This window comes from Pseudoalteromonas translucida KMM 520 (assembly GCF_001465295.1).
Taxonomy (GTDB): domain Bacteria; phylum Pseudomonadota; class Gammaproteobacteria; order Enterobacterales; family Alteromonadaceae; genus Pseudoalteromonas; species Pseudoalteromonas translucida.
On the sequence record NZ_CP011034.1, the window covers coordinates 3,294,057 to 3,309,807 of the forward strand.

At 42.4% G+C, this 15,751-nt stretch carries 12 protein-coding genes and 2 pseudogenes; all 14 read right to left on the reverse strand.

Features of this window, described 5'->3' with window-relative positions; translation table 11 throughout:
* Positions 1-334: 334 nt before the first annotated feature.
* Positions 335-2,419, reverse strand: a complete 2,085-nt coding sequence (fusA, locus tag PTRA_RS15255) for an elongation factor G (protein WP_058374410.1) — start codon at positions 2,417-2,419, stop codon at positions 335-337.
* Between the two features lie 199 nt (positions 2,420-2,618).
* Entirely contained in the window at positions 2,619-3,344 is a 726-nt protein-coding gene (locus tag PTRA_RS15260; RefSeq protein WP_058374411.1) for a response regulator, read from the reverse strand.
* Between the two features lie 15 nt (positions 3,345-3,359).
* Positions 3,360-4,982: an ATP-binding protein gene (locus tag PTRA_RS15265; RefSeq protein WP_058374412.1), complete on the reverse strand. Its 1,623-nt coding sequence runs from the start codon at positions 4,980-4,982 to the stop codon at positions 3,360-3,362.
* 12 nt (positions 4,983-4,994) lie between these two features.
* Complete coding sequence (locus PTRA_RS15270; protein ID WP_058374413.1) at positions 4,995-6,527, reverse strand: tripartite tricarboxylate transporter permease; 1,533 nt, start codon at positions 6,525-6,527, stop codon at positions 4,995-4,997.
* Positions 6,528-6,530: 3 nt separating this feature from the next.
* Positions 6,531-6,998 (reverse strand): tripartite tricarboxylate transporter TctB family protein, encoded by a 468-nt coding sequence (locus PTRA_RS15275; protein ID WP_058374414.1) that lies wholly within the window; start codon positions 6,996-6,998, stop codon positions 6,531-6,533.
* A 12-nt stretch (positions 6,999-7,010) separates the two neighbouring features.
* Positions 7,011-7,991, reverse strand: a complete 981-nt coding sequence (locus PTRA_RS15280) for a Bug family tripartite tricarboxylate transporter substrate binding protein (RefSeq protein WP_058374415.1) — start codon at positions 7,989-7,991, stop codon at positions 7,011-7,013.
* An 11-nt stretch (positions 7,992-8,002) separates the two neighbouring features.
* The gene (locus PTRA_RS15285) at positions 8,003-9,244 is read right to left on the reverse strand and encodes an OprO/OprP family phosphate-selective porin (protein ID WP_058374416.1); all 1,242 of its coding nucleotides are present in this window, start codon (positions 9,242-9,244) and stop codon (positions 8,003-8,005) included.
* Between the two features lie 312 nt (positions 9,245-9,556).
* A complete protein-coding gene (locus tag PTRA_RS15290) occupies positions 9,557-10,213 on the reverse strand; it encodes a CoA transferase subunit B (protein ID WP_058374417.1) in 657 nt (218 codons plus the stop codon).
* Between the two features lie 11 nt (positions 10,214-10,224).
* Positions 10,225-10,932, reverse strand: coding sequence for a CoA transferase subunit A (locus PTRA_RS15295; RefSeq protein ID WP_011329568.1), 708 nt, complete (start codon positions 10,930-10,932; stop codon positions 10,225-10,227).
* 9 nt (positions 10,933-10,941) lie between these two features.
* Entirely contained in the window at positions 10,942-11,703 is a 762-nt protein-coding gene (locus tag PTRA_RS19040; protein ID WP_058374418.1) for a 3-hydroxybutyrate dehydrogenase, read from the reverse strand.
* A gap of 9 nt (positions 11,704-11,712) precedes the next feature.
* A complete protein-coding gene (locus PTRA_RS19045; RefSeq protein WP_058374419.1) occupies positions 11,713-12,897 on the reverse strand; it encodes an E22 family MetX-like putative esterase in 1,185 nt (394 codons plus the stop codon).
* Positions 12,898-12,906: 9 nt separating this feature from the next.
* Positions 12,907-13,527, reverse strand: a pseudogene (locus tag PTRA_RS15310) (GntP family permease); the annotation flags it as partial.
* A 1-nt stretch (position 13,528) separates the two neighbouring features.
* Positions 13,529-14,860 (reverse strand): IS4 family transposase, encoded by a 1,332-nt coding sequence (locus PTRA_RS15315; protein ID WP_058372694.1) that lies wholly within the window; start codon positions 14,858-14,860, stop codon positions 13,529-13,531.
* An 80-nt stretch (positions 14,861-14,940) separates the two neighbouring features.
* Positions 14,941-15,645: pseudogene (locus PTRA_RS15320) on the reverse strand (GntP family permease); the annotation flags it as partial.
* Positions 15,646-15,751: the final 106 nt, after the last annotated feature.

A 15,751-nucleotide genomic window follows, 5' to 3' on the forward strand; every position in this document is an offset into this window, starting at 1 on the left:
TTTTATTGTCGGTAATTAGCTGTTTATATCTTCTTTATTAATTGTATTAAATTAGTAGCGTTTATAGGCAAAGGTAAACAACTCAACAGTAGTAGCCATCATGGTGTATAGCGCATCATCGCAATACTCCTCACACTTGCATACGCGCACAGCTAAATTAATAACTCATTGGGCGTGCTGGGCATTTATGCGTCGTTATTACCTGGCCTCAAAAGCAAATACACCGCTGCAAATTTAACCTCGAAAGGTAAACACACCCTAATATATCAATTTTATTATAGGCAATAAAAAACCCGCAACATGTGCGGGTTTCTTTAAAGAGTTAAGGTGCTAATTACTTAGCAGCTTTTTTCTCTTTTTCTGCAGCGATTACAGCTTCAGCAACGTTATTAGGACATGGTGCGTAATGTGAGAACTCCATAGAGAACTGACCACGACCTGATGTCATTGTACGTAATGAACCGATGTAACCGAACATTTCTGATAACGGTACGTCTACTTTAATGCGAACGCCAGTTAAACCAGGCTCTTGGTCTTTCATCATACCACGACGACGGTTAAGGTCACCGATTACGTCACCTACATGATCTTCCGGCGTGAACACGTCAACTTTCATGATTGGCTCAAGAAGTTGTGCACCCGCTTTAGGGATAGATTGACGGAAAGCACCTTTAGCAGCGATTTCGAACGCAATTGCTGATGAATCCACTGCGTGGAAGCCACCATCAAAAAGTTCAACTTCAACGTCAAGTACTGGGAAGCCAGCTAAAACACCAGTGCCCATCATTGACTTAAAGCCTTTCTCAACTGCAGGCCAGAATTCTTTAGGTACGTTACCACCAACAACAGATGATTTAAACGTGAAACCAGAAGCAACTTCGCCTGGCTTAATACGGTAATCAATTTTACCGAACTGACCAGAACCACCAGACTGTTTCTTATGCGTGTAGCTATCTTCAATTTCTTTAGTGATAGTTTCACGGTAAGCAACCTGCGGTTGACCAACAATAAGGTCTACACCGTAAGTACGTCTAAGGATATCTACTTTGATATCTAAGTGAAGCTCGCCCATTCCTTTAAGAATAGTTTCGCCTGAATCTTCATCTGTCTCAACTTGGAAAGATGGATCTTCTGCAACCATTTTACCGATAGCAACACCCATTTTCTCATTACCGCCTTTATCTTTAGGCTGTACAGCAATCGAGATTACTGGAGTTGGGAATACCATTGGCTCAAGTGTTACTGGGTGCTTAGGATCACATAATGTGTGACCAGTTTGCACGTTTTTCATGCCTACGATAGCAATGATGTCACCAGCTTGTGCGCTAGTTAATTCGTTACGGTCATCTGCTTGCATCTCAACCATACGGCCAACACGTTCAGTTTTACCAGTAAACGCATTAAGGATAGTGTCACCCTTGTTTAGTTTACCTGAGTAAATACGTACGAATGTTAACGCACCAAAACGGTCATCCATTATTTTGAATGCTAACGCTTTAAATGGTAGGTCTGTAGATACGATAGCGAATTCGCCGTTTTCATTACCTTCTTCGTCCATAAGAGGTTGAGGATCAACTTCTGTAGGTGCCGGTAAGTAATCAACAACTGCGTCAAGAATAAGCTGCATACCTTTGTTTTTGTATGCTGAGCCACAGTATGTTGGGAAGAAAGCAAGGTCACGAGTACCTTTACGGATACAACGCTTCACATCTTCAATTGAAGGAATTACACCTTCCATGTACGTTTCTAGTAGCTCATCGTCTTGCTCAACAGCAGTTTCGATAAGTAACTCATGGTATTCCTCAACTTGGTCAACCATGTCTGCAGGAACGTCTTCAATTGTGTAGTTCTCTGGAAGGCCAGTCGCATCCCAAACATATGCTTGCTTGGTTAAAACGTCAACAACACCAACAAAATCATCTTCAATACCGATTGGTAAAGTCATGATTAATGGAGTTGCACCAAGTACTTTTTGTACTTGATTAGTTACACGGAAGAAATCAGCACCCATACGGTCTAATTTATTCACGAAAATAACACGTGCTACACCTGACTCATTCGCATAACGCCAGTTAGTTTCTGATTGTGGTTCAACACCACCAGAGCCACAGAATACACCGATGCCGCCATCTAATACTTTAAGTGAACGGTAAACTTCAACAGTGAAGTCAACGTGTCCAGGAGTATCGATAACGTTAAAACGGTGATCTTTCCAGAAACAGCTTACAGCCGCAGACTGAATAGTAATACCGCGCTCAGCTTCTTGGTCCATGAAATCTGTAACTGATGTGCCATCGTGCGTGTCACCACTTTTGTGGATTTGACCAGTAAGCTTTAGTATACGCTCAGTGGTGGTAGTTTTACCCGCATCAACGTGCGCGAAAATACCAATGTTTCTGTACTTCGATAAATCTGCCATTAGTTTACTCTTAATAAAGTCGAAAAATTATTCGGCCAGAGTATAACATCACTTAAAGCGAACATCACCATAGAAGTCGCTTAAAATGCAGTCAATTATATAAAAAAAATGATGCATGGTTTGAAATGGCTATTTTTTGTAGTGCAAGCGAGGGATCAATTTACCTAATGAAGCTTTACCTTACTCTGTACTCTTTATTTTATTGGCATATTTTATAGCAACGCTCTGGACGACCAATACTACCATAGCTTTGATCAGCTCTAACCTGCTCTGCTTCAAGCATGTATTCTAGATATCGGCGAGCAGTCGATCGGCTCACACCCACTAAATCGCCCATTTGCTGAGCTGTAAATGCTGTTTCTTTATGTTCATTAAATGCAGTTATTATTTTTTTTAAGGTAAGCGAGTCGACTCCTTTGGGTAAGCGTGTTGTGGTACTAACGCGCTCTTTTGAACCAAATAGGGTATCAACCATAGACTGCGTCACCTCAACAGCAGCCGAAAAACATTGTTGGCGAGCTTCAAAACGTGCCAGAGCTTGATCTAACCTATTTAACATGAGTGGTTTTACTAAAAAGTCACTGGCGCCTAACTGCATTGCTTTTTCGAGTATTTCCACTTCTTTTGCCGCTGTGAGCAACATCACTTCGCTTTTTATGTTTAAGCGGCGCAAATCACTCAATAAGTCTAAGCCGTTACCGTCGGGCAAATGAATATCAAGTAACACTAAATCTGGATTAACTGCCTGCAACAAAGCCTTTGCCGTAGCTAAGTTACCGGCAATGCCCACTACCTGATACTGCCCTTGCCTGAGACTTTGCTTGGGTGTGTGGTTTCCTGCAACACCATTAGGTAGCAGTAAATATTGTGCTAATAACTGCGCAACCTCTACTTCATCTTCAACTATCACTACTGAGTACGTCATGTTTTATTACTCTTATTATTTGGGGATATAAACACTGAGGCGCGCACCCAGTAGATCTGATTCACCTATTTCTAAACTCCCACCGCACGAATCTAAATTAGTTTTAACTAAATACAAACCAATTCCATGTTCCGCACCCGACTTAGAGCTGTATTGTGGGGTAAATATCACATTATGATCAGGTCCTAAACCAAAACCGCTATCTTCTACATCAAAAAGTAGCGTTTTGCTGGTTTCATCAACCGTTACCCGTACTTTAGCAGCACGAGTATCTGATGCTCGAATGGCCGCATCAATCGCGTTGTCGATTAGGTTACCTAAAATAGATACCACCCGCTCTAAAATATCTTTGCGAGTTATTTCACCAAGCAAGCTATCGGGGTTAAGCGTTAACACCACATTTAACTCTCTTGCTTTATGGTATTTACCAACTAACAAACCTGCAAGCACAGGATCTTGTATTCGCTCTAACAAGTTATGTATTTGCGCCTGCGACCCTTGGCTTTCTTGACCTATAATTTCAATCGCTTGCTCATTTTTGCCCATTTGCACTAACGCCCCAATTAAATTGAGCTTATTTGAGTAGTCATGAGTTTGCACTCTTAACAGCTCCGCAAACGCCTGTACTTTAGTAAGTTGTTGGCTTAAATATTCGAGTTCATCAGAGGGGCGCATACTAAGTAAAATACCATCTGCTTGGCCTTGTACCTGCAAAGCAAAGCGCGATAATATTATTCGTTTATCGGCGGCAAATAGCTCAAACCCTACTATTTCGCGTGACTGGTTACGCAGCAAAAATTCAGCATGCTCAGGAAGTAAATCAGCAAGCGTGAGGGTTTGGTGAGTATAAGCAAGAGGTTTATCTAAAATTTCGCAAGCACGTTGATTCAACTTACGTACATTCCCCTCGGGGTCGAGCGCAATTATGCCATTACGCACCGTATTTAAAATAGCATTTTGTTCTGAAAACAACCGCGCAATCTCATCTGGCTGTAAACCAAAAATGGCATTTCGCACCCGCTGACCAATATAAATAGCCACCACAATACTTAAGCCCACCACCACTAAGCCCCAAATTAAAATCTCAATACTGCGAGAACGTATAAGAGGGTCGATTGACTGCACTAAAAAACCGACCGATACCAAGCCTATTATTTGGTTATTATTCGAATAAACAGGCACCTTACCGCGAATTGACTCTCCTAAACTGCCACGAGCAAGCGAAATATAGCGCTCACCCTTTAATGCAGCTTGGCTATCGCCACCCACCATACGCTTACCAATCTTCTTTTCATCAGGATGCACAATACGCAATGCATTTTCATCGCCAATAACAATAAAGTCGGCTCCAGTAAGTTGCCTTATTTCTTCTACTTCCTCGTTAATAGCCAATAAATCTTTTGGATTTTTCAGTGCTTTTATAACATCCACGCGTGAGGCTATACTGCTGGCAACGGCCAATGCTTTGTCGCCAATGTGACTATGTAAGCTTTGCGCCGTAAGCTGATACACCAACGCGCCAAACAACAATGCTTGTAATACACATAAACCAGTTACCCAAATAATTAGCCGAGTTTCTAGGCGTTTAGGTTTTTTAACCATATGTTGCAATGGGCTTAGCTTGTTGGTGTTTTTCATTTTTTGACTCTGTTAAGCCTGCTCTTGAAGCGCAGCTTTATCTGCACGGCGCTGCATTAAGTAATCTTTTAATGGAAATAAAAGCACTAAAATTGAAATAACAAATATGCTCAATGTAAGTGGGCGATCCCATAAAAAACTTAATGAACCATCAGAAATCATCATAGAACGACGGAAATTACGTTCAATCATATCACCCAAAATAAAACCGAGTAGTAAAGGTGCCATAGGAAAAGCTAACAATCGTAATACCAACGCCACTAAGGCAAATCCCACCATCATAAATAAGTCAAAGGTATTAAAAGACACCAAATACACACCAATTAAGCTAAAGAACAAAATCATTACTGTGAGTACCGATTTGGGCATAGCTAATACTTTTGCAAAGTAAGGAATAAGCGGTAAGTTTAAAATAAGCAGCACTATATTACCAAAGTACATACTAACAATAACAGACCAAAAAACACTGGGGTTTTCTTGCATAAGCATTGGCCCTGGTTGTATACCATAGGCAATTAATGCCCCTAGCATAATAGCCGTAGTACCTGAGCCCGGAATACCTAGCGTTAACAAAGGTACAAATGAGCCAGTACATGCCGCATTATTAGCCGATTCGGGTGCAGCTAAACCACGTAATGAGCCTTTACCAAATTTTTCTTTTAAGCCTTTGGGTGCTAAGTTGCGCTCGGTTGCATAAGCCATAAAGCTTGCAATAGTTGCGCCTGCGCCCGGTAACACACCGACAATAAAGCCCAAAATAGACGAGCGACCAATCACTGGCGCTATTTCTTTAATCTCGCTTTTAGTTAACTTAGTTGAACCTATTTGCGGCGTATCTGAATCGTTAATATTTTTGACGCCTTTTTTCTCTGGTTTTACTACGTTAACTAACGCTTCTGCTAATGCAAAGGTTGCCATAGCCACTAATAAAAAGCTAATACCATCAAGTAAGTCCGCTTGGCCAAAAGTAAATCGGTCGGTGCCCGATGAAGGATCGATGCCAACAGTAGCAAGCATTAGTCCAAATACCGTCATCATCATCGCTTTTAAAAATTGTCCTTTATTAGAAAACGCTGCAATTGCGGTTAAGCCTAAAAACATCAGCACTACATAATCTGGTGATTGAAAACTCAGCGATACTTTAGCTAATAAAGGTGCGGCAACCATTAACAATATAGCGCCGATAGTGCCCCCTATAAAGGAGGAGTAGGCAGCAATTGCCAATGCTTTACCTGCATGGCCTTGTTTTGCCAGTGGGTAGCCATCAAAGGAGGATGCCACCGTACCCGCAACCCCTGGTGCGTTAATTAAAATAGATGAAGTAGAACCACCAAAAATGGCACCATAATAAACACCCGCCATTAAAATCATGCCCGAGTCGGCACCTATGCTATAAGTAATCGGGATCATTAATGCAATCGCAGTAATTGGCCCTAAACCCGGTAACATACCAATAAAAGTGCCCACTAGGCAGCCAGCAATCACATACATTAAATTATTAAAGTCGAGCACGGTCGACAAACCAAGCATAATTCCATCAAACATAATTTAACTCCACAAATCGCCCGGAACTAAGTAAATACCTAGCACTTGAGTCATTAAAAACCAAAACACCACAGCAACCGGAATCGATGCAAATAATAAAATACCTTTGCGCCTTTCACCCATTACAAAAAAGCCTGCTAACAAAAATGCACTGGTCGAAATTAAAAACCCAACCGGCTCTAACATGGCGCTATAAATCACCATTAGCACTAATAAGCTAATAGTACGCAGTACATGTGATTTTTCGAGGTTGTCATCGGTAGCTTCTTTTTCGCTTGGTTTAAGTAATGTTGTAGCAATAGCAAGTAAACACACCACAATACCAAACGCGGCATATACTTTAGGTAGAGTTGCAGAAGTAACCGTTTCGTATTCTTCAAACGGTAAAAGTGGAATTTGCCATGCAACAACGGCGTACAGGGTAAATAGCGCCAAGAATAAACTTGGCCCTAGTAATTCGCGATTCATCATTTTAAACCTCGATTATTGCAATGTACGGATAAAGCCAAGCTCTTCCATCACTACTTTAAGCTGCGCTTCTTGCGCTTCTAATGACTTAATAAACTGCTCTTTTTCTTGGAATAAATTTAACCAACCGTTACGTGCACGGACAACTTCCCACTCAGGAGTACTTTGTAATTTGCGCAGTTTTTTGGTGTACTCTGCCAATTTTTCCGCGGGTAAGTTGGGCGCTGCAAAAAAACCACGCCAGTTTACAAATTCCATATCGTAACCAAGTGATTTAAGGGTAGGTATTTCTGGGTAATCGGGTAACGGCTCACCTGAGGTAACCGCTAAAATGCGTGCTTGACCACCATTAGCTACTTCTAGTGCTTCACTTAAGCCGGTAGAAAGTAAGTTAACTTCGCCTGATAGTAATCCAGCTTTTGCTTTACCACCGGCGTCGTAAGGAATATAACGTAAACGTCGACCATCAATACCCGCCGCTTTAACTGCTTGCGCTGCAACTAAATGATCCATACTGCCACGCGCAGAACCGCCTGCTACCTTTACTGAGCTTGGATCTTCTTTGATTGATTTAACAACATCTTGCCACGTTTTAAATGGCGAATCGTTACACACCACAAATGCGCCATAATCGGCAATCATGCTGGCAACAGGAGTTAAATCGCGGTAGCTATAAGGAATGCGACCAGTTAATGCACGCAATACGATAGGCGTTGAGTTAACCATTAAAATATCGCCCTTTTTAGTGCCCGACTCAATTAAGTAAGCAATAGCACGACCGCCGCCGCCACCCGACATATTTTGAAAAGACGCATTATCTTCAATACCTGACTTAACTAAACCTTCGCCTACACCACGTGCTGTTGTATCCCAACCACCACCAGGGCCGCCAGGTACTAAAAAGTGAATATCGGCCATTACAAATGGGCTGCTAAGTACCAGCGATGCTGCAAGTACTGTGGTTTTTAGTGATTTAAATGACTTAAATAATTTCATTATATGATTCCTTAAAATAAATACTGCATACGCGCACTAAAGCCCATACCAGAGTCTTCATCGCCTACCAAAGCTGTGGTACCAGGGCCTGTCACATCACTGTAAATAAGGTTGCCCATAAACTTAATATCGCTACTGATGTAATAAGATGTGCCTAATGTATAAGTAGTTGCTTGCGTCCCTTGTAAGCTGCTAGTTGCATCCATTTGTGAAACACGCGCAACTAACTCCCATGCATTTTTAATGTTTTTAGGTTGTACAAATAATGCTGAACTTGCTTTGTATTGGCGCTGCTCGCCACCTAAAAAGTAACTTGCCGATACATGAAAACCATCAAAGCGCTCGCTATCTAGCAAGTCTGCGCTATTAACTGCGTTTAACGAGCGGCTTGCATATTCAGCTTCAAGGGTTAAAGAATCTGCTTGGTAAGCAAATTCAAGTCCGCTTTGCGATAAGCTATCAAGTGCTGCGGTTACGCCACCAGCGGCATAATCAACAAGCCTAGTATTAGCTTCGCGAACTTCTCCACGAGCAAAACGCGCACCTAATTCATTGCCGCCCATATCACGATATGAATGCCACGCCCCTAAATGAATCACATCACCCGGTGCAGCACTTGACCACGTTACGCGCCCTGTTGCAGCCAAAGTTAGCTTGTCGTTTTCATCATTACCCGTTGCGCCAAAGGCATCATTTTTATAAACACCCACTGCGTAGCGAAATCCCGAATCTTTAAAGTATTGGTAAGCCGATGCACCCCACCGAAAAAATGGCGAGAAGGTATTTGCTAAACTACTACGCTCAATAGTGTTGATATGTTTTGAGCTGGTTAATGCATTAAGCGATATATCTTCGCGAATTTTACCTGCTTTAATTTTAAGCCCGTTATCAAACGCATAACGTACACGTGCCATAACAATTTCAGCTGTGCCTTCGCCAAATTCGAGTAATAACTTGTGATCCCAATTACCATGCTCGCTAGCAACGTAAGTACGAATACGTCGCGGAAAAAAATCACTGCCGCCAGAGCCGCCATTATCTGCATTGTAAGCGCCATCAAAATAGTTGTAGTCAAGCTGTACGCGTCCACCAAACTCTAAATTAAAACCACTCGATTTTTTTAATGCACTGACTTCTTTTTGTAATGCATCTAATTGCTGTTGTAATTTATCGGTATCGTTATCAGCTAAAACTGATGTGCTCGCTAATGCGGCAGCTACTGCCAAAGCGAGTTGTGTGTTACTTGCTTTCATTGTTGTCTCCACGCTGTGTTGGTGTATTTATTGTCAGGTAGATAAGCGACTACAAACTGCTATCTAAAGCGCAGCTTATTGTTAACGTGAAATTAACTAAATATTTAGACGGTAAGGTGCATTGATGATCTTTACGCGCTTTTTGTGCATAAAAACCATGCGCAAAAAGGATAAAACTAACCGCGCACTACTCTTTGATTTATAAAGCCTTTATATTTAAAGTGGTTTTATAATAAATAAATTGGTAGCTTTTTAAGTTATAAAAAAACCCGCAACAATGCGGGCTTAATTAATAACGACAGTAAGCTATTATTAAAATGTCATTTCGGGTGTGTTTTTAGGGATAATTAAACGCCCCTGTGTTTTCGCTTGAATTTCTTCTACGCTCACTCCGGGGGCGCGCTCTAACAAATGAAATGCACCATCTTTAATTTCCAGTAAGGCCAAGTCGGTAATTACTTTATTAATACACCCCACGCCGGTGAGCGGTAAGCTGCACTCACTGAGTAATTTTGACTCACCATGCTTGTTAGCGTGGGTCATGGTGCAAATAATGTTTTTTGCACCGGCCACTAAATCCATTGCACCGCCCATACCTTTTATTAACTTATTGGGGATCATCCAGCTAGCAATATTGCCGTTTTGGTCAACCTCAAAGGCACCCAATACGGTTAAGTCAACATGACCGCCGCGGATCATCGCAAAGCTTTCGGCTGAATTAAAAATGGCTGCGCCAGTGGCGGCAGTAACGGTTTCTTTACCGGCGTTTATCATATCAGCATCGAGCGCATCGGGAGTAGGATACTGCCCCATACCCAGCAGGCCATTTTCTGATTGCAGCATTACTGCAATATTATCGGGGACATAGTTAGCTACTAAGGTAGGGATCCCAATGCCTAAATTAACGTAATAGCCATCTTGTAATTCCATCGCGACTCGCTTGGCGATTTGTTCACGTGTTAATGCCATTAGTTTGCTCCTTATTGCTTTGCTGCTTGGGTGGTCACTTTTTCTATGCGTTTTTCAAACACCCCCTTTATAACCCGGTCGATATAAATACCAGGAGTGTGTATTTGGCTTGGCTCTAACTCCCCAGGCTCTACAATTTCTTCTACTTCGAGTACGGTTATTTTACCTGCGGTGGCGGCCATAGGATTAAAGTTCATCGCGGTATGGCGATAAATACAATTACCAAAGCGATCCGCTTTCCACGCTTTTACGATGGCAAAGTCACCGGTAATACTGTGCTCTAACAAGTAATCTCGCCCATTAATATTACGTGTTTCTTTGCCCTCAGCCACTGGCGTACCTACTCCAGTGGCGGTATAAAAAGCAGGAATACCCGCGCCACCAGCGCGCATTTTTTCAGCCAGTGTACCTTGTGGGGTAAGCTCTACATCTAGCTCGCCACTAAGTAGTTGCTGTTCAAATAAGGCATTTTCGCCCACATACGAGGCCACCATTTTGCGTATTTGTTTATCCTCTAGTAACACGCCTAAACCAAAGCCATCTACGCCACAGTTATTAGACACCACAGTTAAATTGCGAATACCTTGGCGTTTAATTTGGCCAATAAGTCCCTCCGGTATACCGCACAAGCCAAAACCACCGGCAATCACTGTCATGCCATCCTCAAGCCCTGCCATTGCTTCGCTGTAACTGCTTACTACTTTATCGAATCCTGCCATTGTTAGCTCCTATTGTGCGGTCCAGCCGCCATCTATTGCTATAGCTTGTGCGGTAATGTTTCGCGCCGCATCAGCCATTAAAAAGGTTACCGCATGGTGTATTTCATCTAAACCAATAAAGGCTTTTTTAGGCATGGGTGCTAGCATAATAGTGTCGATTACTTGTTGCTCAGATAAGCCATGTTCTTTGGCTTGTGCGGCAATTTGCTGCTCTACCAGCGGTGTTTTTACATACGCAGGGCACACGGTATTAATGGTTATATTGGCATCCCCGGTTTCAAGCGCTATAGTTTTACTAAAGCCAATTAAGCCATGTTTGGCGGCCACATAAGCCGACTTATATTTAGAGGCCACAATGGCATGAATAGAACCAATATTAATAATTCTGCCAAAATTTTGTTCGCGCATTTTAGGCAATACCGCTTGGGTCATCATTGCGGGCCCAACTAGCATTACTTGCTGCAAAAATTGCCATTTGTCAGCCGGAAATTCTTCAAGCTTTGCTACGTGCTGAATGCCGGCATTATTTATAAGTACATCAACAGCTTGCGGTAACTGCTTAAAAAAAGCGGTAATTGCCTCGCTGTCGGCCACATTTAAGGCATAACCTTGGGCTTTTCCGCCATTAGTAACAATACGCTCTGCCGCTGCAGTTGCGTGCGCTGCATTTAGGTCGGTTACTATAATATGATGACCCGCTGCTGCTAATTGCTGTGCTATATATAAGCCAATACCGCTGGCTGCACCGGTTATTAAAATTGTTTTGCTCATGCAGGCCTCCTAGTTGGCTAAAAACTCACTAATTTGCTGCGCTTTAGGCGCAATCGAAAACAGCCCATCTAAATGCCCCCAACCACCCGCAATTTCAGAAATAGTAACCTCTTTACCTAGTTCATCCATTATTGAGTGCATTTTGCGGACATTTTCGGGGCGTAGTAATAAATCGTTAGTGGCAGGTAGCAATAAGGTTTTTGCCTGCACCTTTTTTAGGGCGTCAGTTAAATTAGCTGCTCTACCTGCGGTAAATAACTGCGATGCTCGCACTAAATACAACACATGGTTTGCATCTTGTAGCTTAGCTTTCGCTAATGCTCTAGCCTCTAAAACCTGATTTACTTTTGGTAAGGTACGAATATCTTGCAGTGCGCCGTCATCTAGCACCTCAAAATTAGGGAAACTAGCGTTATAAATAAGCGGATGCATAGCATCTTGGGTAATGTTTAGTAGCGTAGCGGTAAGCCCTGCAAGTGGGCGTTCTTTATTATAGTAATTACCTTGCTGCCAGTTTTTATCTAAACGAATTGGCATGGCCCATTTTTCTAGTGCCGATACAGTCCATGCATCCATGGTTGCCGCACCAATTACATGCACTAAGCGCTCTACTTGCTCTGGGTAACGTACCGCCCACTCCAATGCCTGAAACGACCCCATTGAGGCACCTATTACGGCATGCAGCTTATTAATACCTAAACTATCGAGTAAGCGTTTTTGCACTTCAACAAAATCAGTAATTGTCACTACCGGAAAATCAAGGCCATACGGTTTACCTGTTGCCGGATTAGTTGATGCAGGGCCAGTCGTAATTACATTAGGATCGTGCCAATTGGCATTAACTAAAGTGTCTGAGCTAATTACATAGTATTTATTAGTGTCGATTGCTTTACCTGGGCCAATTAACGCATCCCAATAACCCGCCAAGGCATCATCGGCTTTATATTTACCAGCCGCATGCGACGTGCCGGAAAAATAATGCGTAATTAAAACTACGTTATCTTTGGCTTTATTTAATTTACCGTAGCTCTCCCAGCCTACGTCTACTTGGCTAAGCGTGACTCCCGACACGGTAGTAAAATTTTTAGTGGTAAAATGTTGTTTTTCAACCAACATAGGTGCGGCTTTATCATTGCTATAAGCAACTGTGCTTACTATTAACAGCAGTACACCCATTATAAATTTAGTTTTCATCGTTATCCCTTAAAAGAAAATAAATAAGCTAATTGCTAATGCAACTCCAATTAGCGGTACTACGGTTGTTAACGCAGCCATAGACCAATAAGCTCGTTGATGTGTTTCTTTACAAATAGCGCGGATCAAAGTAACTACATACCCATTATGCGGCAAGGTATCTAGCGCACCTGAACTAATAGCCACCACGCGGTGTAGTTGCTCTGGGTTAACCCCCATATCTATATATCCTGGAGCAACCAGTGGTAATGCAATAACTTGCCCTCCTGAGGCAGAACCCGTTAGCCCCGCTATTACACTTACCGCTACGGCCGCGCCGACTAGTTCATTACCTGGCATATGGGTCATTACTTCAACCGCAGCAGTAAATGCTGGCGATACTTTGGCAACAGCACCAAACCCAACCACCGCAGCTGTATTTCCTATTGCCACTAATGCCCCGGTTGTTCCTACATTTACAGCACCAGCCAGATCATGAAAGTACTTAAAGTTAATTACCATAATACTCAGCACGCCACCTAGTAAGGCAATAATAAGCGCGGTTTGTTGTAATGTATCATGTAAAGTAAATGACAATACCAGCACCACTAATAGCGGAATAAGCCCAGTAATAGGGTGTAACACCACTCGTTTAAGAACGAGTGGTGTTTTTTCGTTTATACCTAACCGGATATTTTTGTGTCTTTGCGAGCACCGCTCGCGGATAAGCTTTTCGCTTTCTTTTCTCCGGTAATATTAGCCGTTTCCCGTTTTCACGTAGTTCTTTCAGCTTTTTAGGGATTGTCCCGGGGCTTCGACCTGAGCACCATAAAAACTCGTCTTGTATCAGGTATAATGCGTTTATGAAACTGATGCGTAATGGCTCCACTTTATGGGCTTTAGCCATCTCTGCCATTTCAAGCCTCACGATATTGTATGACGTCAGAATACCCCATAGTTCTTGATAAATACCTTCCTGTTTCAGGCTCCGTAGCGCTGGTTTACTAGATAATTGATATTGCTTGAGCTCACCATATCCTCGCTCTATTTCCCACCTTTGCCAATAAACACCGAGTAGCGCTTTTAGCGGGTATTTTTCTGGACAGACGCATGAGGTGATGAACCCTTTTATTTCACCTTTAGGTGTTGGAATTTGAATAAGTCTTGCTTGCCATGTATCACCTAGGTAAGGGGCTGATTTTTTAGCTTGTGGCGAAATAGGCATTGTTATTAAGTGGTCATACTCACTAAATGATCCCGTTATTTCATAGCGCATTTTGCTTTTAATGGGCGTAAGCCAATGATGATTTTCGCTAACACCTTGCCAGCTCGTGAATAGTTCAGCCGAAAAGAAACCTCTATCAAATAGGGTCAATGAATGTTCAGGTGCTGAGCCAACAAGCTGTTGAGCATAATGAATTTCACTTTGAGTGATAGGGCCAAACGCTGCATCGGATATTAAATGCGTTCTTGTCGACATCAAGGTCACAGCAAGTACTGAGGGAAAGTTAGTTGTCGATTGAGCATATCCAAAGTGACGGTTACTCGGGGTATCTTGGGTTTTAAATTGTGTACCGTCAACGCTTAGTAGCTTTAAACCACAGACGTCATCAAACGTTTGCGACTGCTCCCACTGCGTTGCTGTATGTTTAAAAAGGTGCTTCATAGGCGCAGCGCCTAGCTTTTCTTTCCCTTTTATAATACTGCTGGTCGCCAATGGTGGAAGCTCTCCTTTAGCGTCAGGAAAAGCGAGCTCTAGTTTGTCACAGACTTCAGATATTGAGCGGTTTCTTAATAAACCAATTCCTAACACAAGCCAAGCGGCTTGCTCGGCGGGGAAGCGTCGTTTGCGTACTGATGCTCTTCCTGTTTGGGTAACAGCTTCTTCAATCCACTCAAGGGGAATGTGCTTAGTGAACGAATCAATATCACGAACTTGGCAAAACTCAGTAGTAAGGTGTAATTCTTTAATAAATTCAGACATAAAAATAGGCCACAACTTTTGTTGTAGCCTATTATGAAGCCTCTGAAAGATCGTTCAATTAGCTTAAACGATCTGCATTAAGTAATAGGGTGTGGCCTTTTGCGATCAATCACACTTGGGTCGTCATCACGCTCTTCAAAATGCTCACCATTGGCAAGCGCTTTTTTTATCATTTTATTGAGCCAATAATAGCCAAATGTCGCCATGAAAATAGCCACCACTAGGCTTACTTCCCATGCGGCATAGGGGGAGGTGCCTAAATACTTTATTGGGATCCAATTTTGAATTTCGGGCGAGCCTGCCGAGGTCATAGTAAAAGTAACCGAGCCAAAAGCCAGCGTAGCCGGAATAAAGCGCCGTGGCAGGTTTGCGTCTTTAAATAAGCTAAGCGCCATCGGATACACCGAAAAAGCCACTACAAATAAACTAACACCACCATAGGTTAATACCGCACACGCTATCACTATTGCTAAAACAGCATGTTTCATACCTAGCTTGCCAACGATATAACTGGCCACGCTATCGGCAGCGCCGGTGTCTTCCATAAACTTACCAAATAGTGATCCCAGCAAGAACATAAAAAACCATGCACTTAAAAAGCTAGCAAAACCATCCATATAAGCATTAATAAAATTAATATCAGCCGTGACAGGAAAAATTGCCATGTCGCTACTCAGTGCTACAAGTAACGCGCATAGCGGTGCGGCAATAAATAAATTTACCCCGCGCAAAGTTAAAATAATCAGCAGTATTAAACCACCTACTAGCCCTATCATGCTCAGCATAAGCTTTCCTAAAGTTATTGTTATTACAAAGATGAGGTGACATCGCAGTAATGTTAATTATATTGTTGCTTATTTGTAATTAAATACATAGCACTATGGTACTACA

Excerpts from the sequence above, each read along its gene's own strand:
- fusA (WP_058374410.1), bottom strand. The coding sequence starts at position 2,419 with ATGGCAGATTTATCGAAGTACAGAAACATTGGTATTTTCGCGCACGTT.
- PTRA_RS15260 (WP_058374411.1), bottom strand. The coding sequence starts at position 3,344 with ATGACGTACTCAGTAGTGATAGTTGAAGATGAAGTAGAGGTTGCGCAG.
- PTRA_RS15265 (WP_058374412.1), bottom strand. The coding sequence starts at position 4,982 with ATGAAAAACACCAACAAGCTAAGCCCATTGCAACATATGGTTAAAAAA.
- PTRA_RS15270 (WP_058374413.1), bottom strand. The coding sequence starts at position 6,527 with ATGTTTGATGGAATTATGCTTGGTTTGTCGACCGTGCTCGACTTTAAT.
- PTRA_RS15275 (WP_058374414.1), bottom strand. The coding sequence starts at position 6,998 with ATGATGAATCGCGAATTACTAGGGCCAAGTTTATTCTTGGCGCTATTT.
- PTRA_RS15280 (WP_058374415.1), bottom strand. The coding sequence starts at position 7,991 with ATGAAATTATTTAAGTCATTTAAATCACTAAAAACCACAGTACTTGCA.
- PTRA_RS15285 (WP_058374416.1), bottom strand. The coding sequence starts at position 9,244 with ATGAAAGCAAGTAACACACAACTCGCTTTGGCAGTAGCTGCCGCATTA.
- PTRA_RS15290 (WP_058374417.1), bottom strand. The coding sequence starts at position 10,213 with ATGGCATTAACACGTGAACAAATCGCCAAGCGAGTCGCGATGGAATTA.
- PTRA_RS15295 (WP_011329568.1), bottom strand. The coding sequence starts at position 10,932 with ATGGCAGGATTCGATAAAGTAGTAAGCAGTTACAGCGAAGCAATGGCA.
- PTRA_RS19040 (WP_058374418.1), bottom strand. The coding sequence starts at position 11,703 with ATGAGCAAAACAATTTTAATAACCGGTGCAGCCAGCGGTATTGGCTTA.
- PTRA_RS19045 (WP_058374419.1), bottom strand. The coding sequence starts at position 12,897 with ATGAAAACTAAATTTATAATGGGTGTACTGCTGTTAATAGTAAGCACA.
- PTRA_RS15315 (WP_058372694.1), bottom strand. The coding sequence starts at position 14,860 with ATGTCTGAATTTATTAAAGAATTACACCTTACTACTGAGTTTTGCCAA.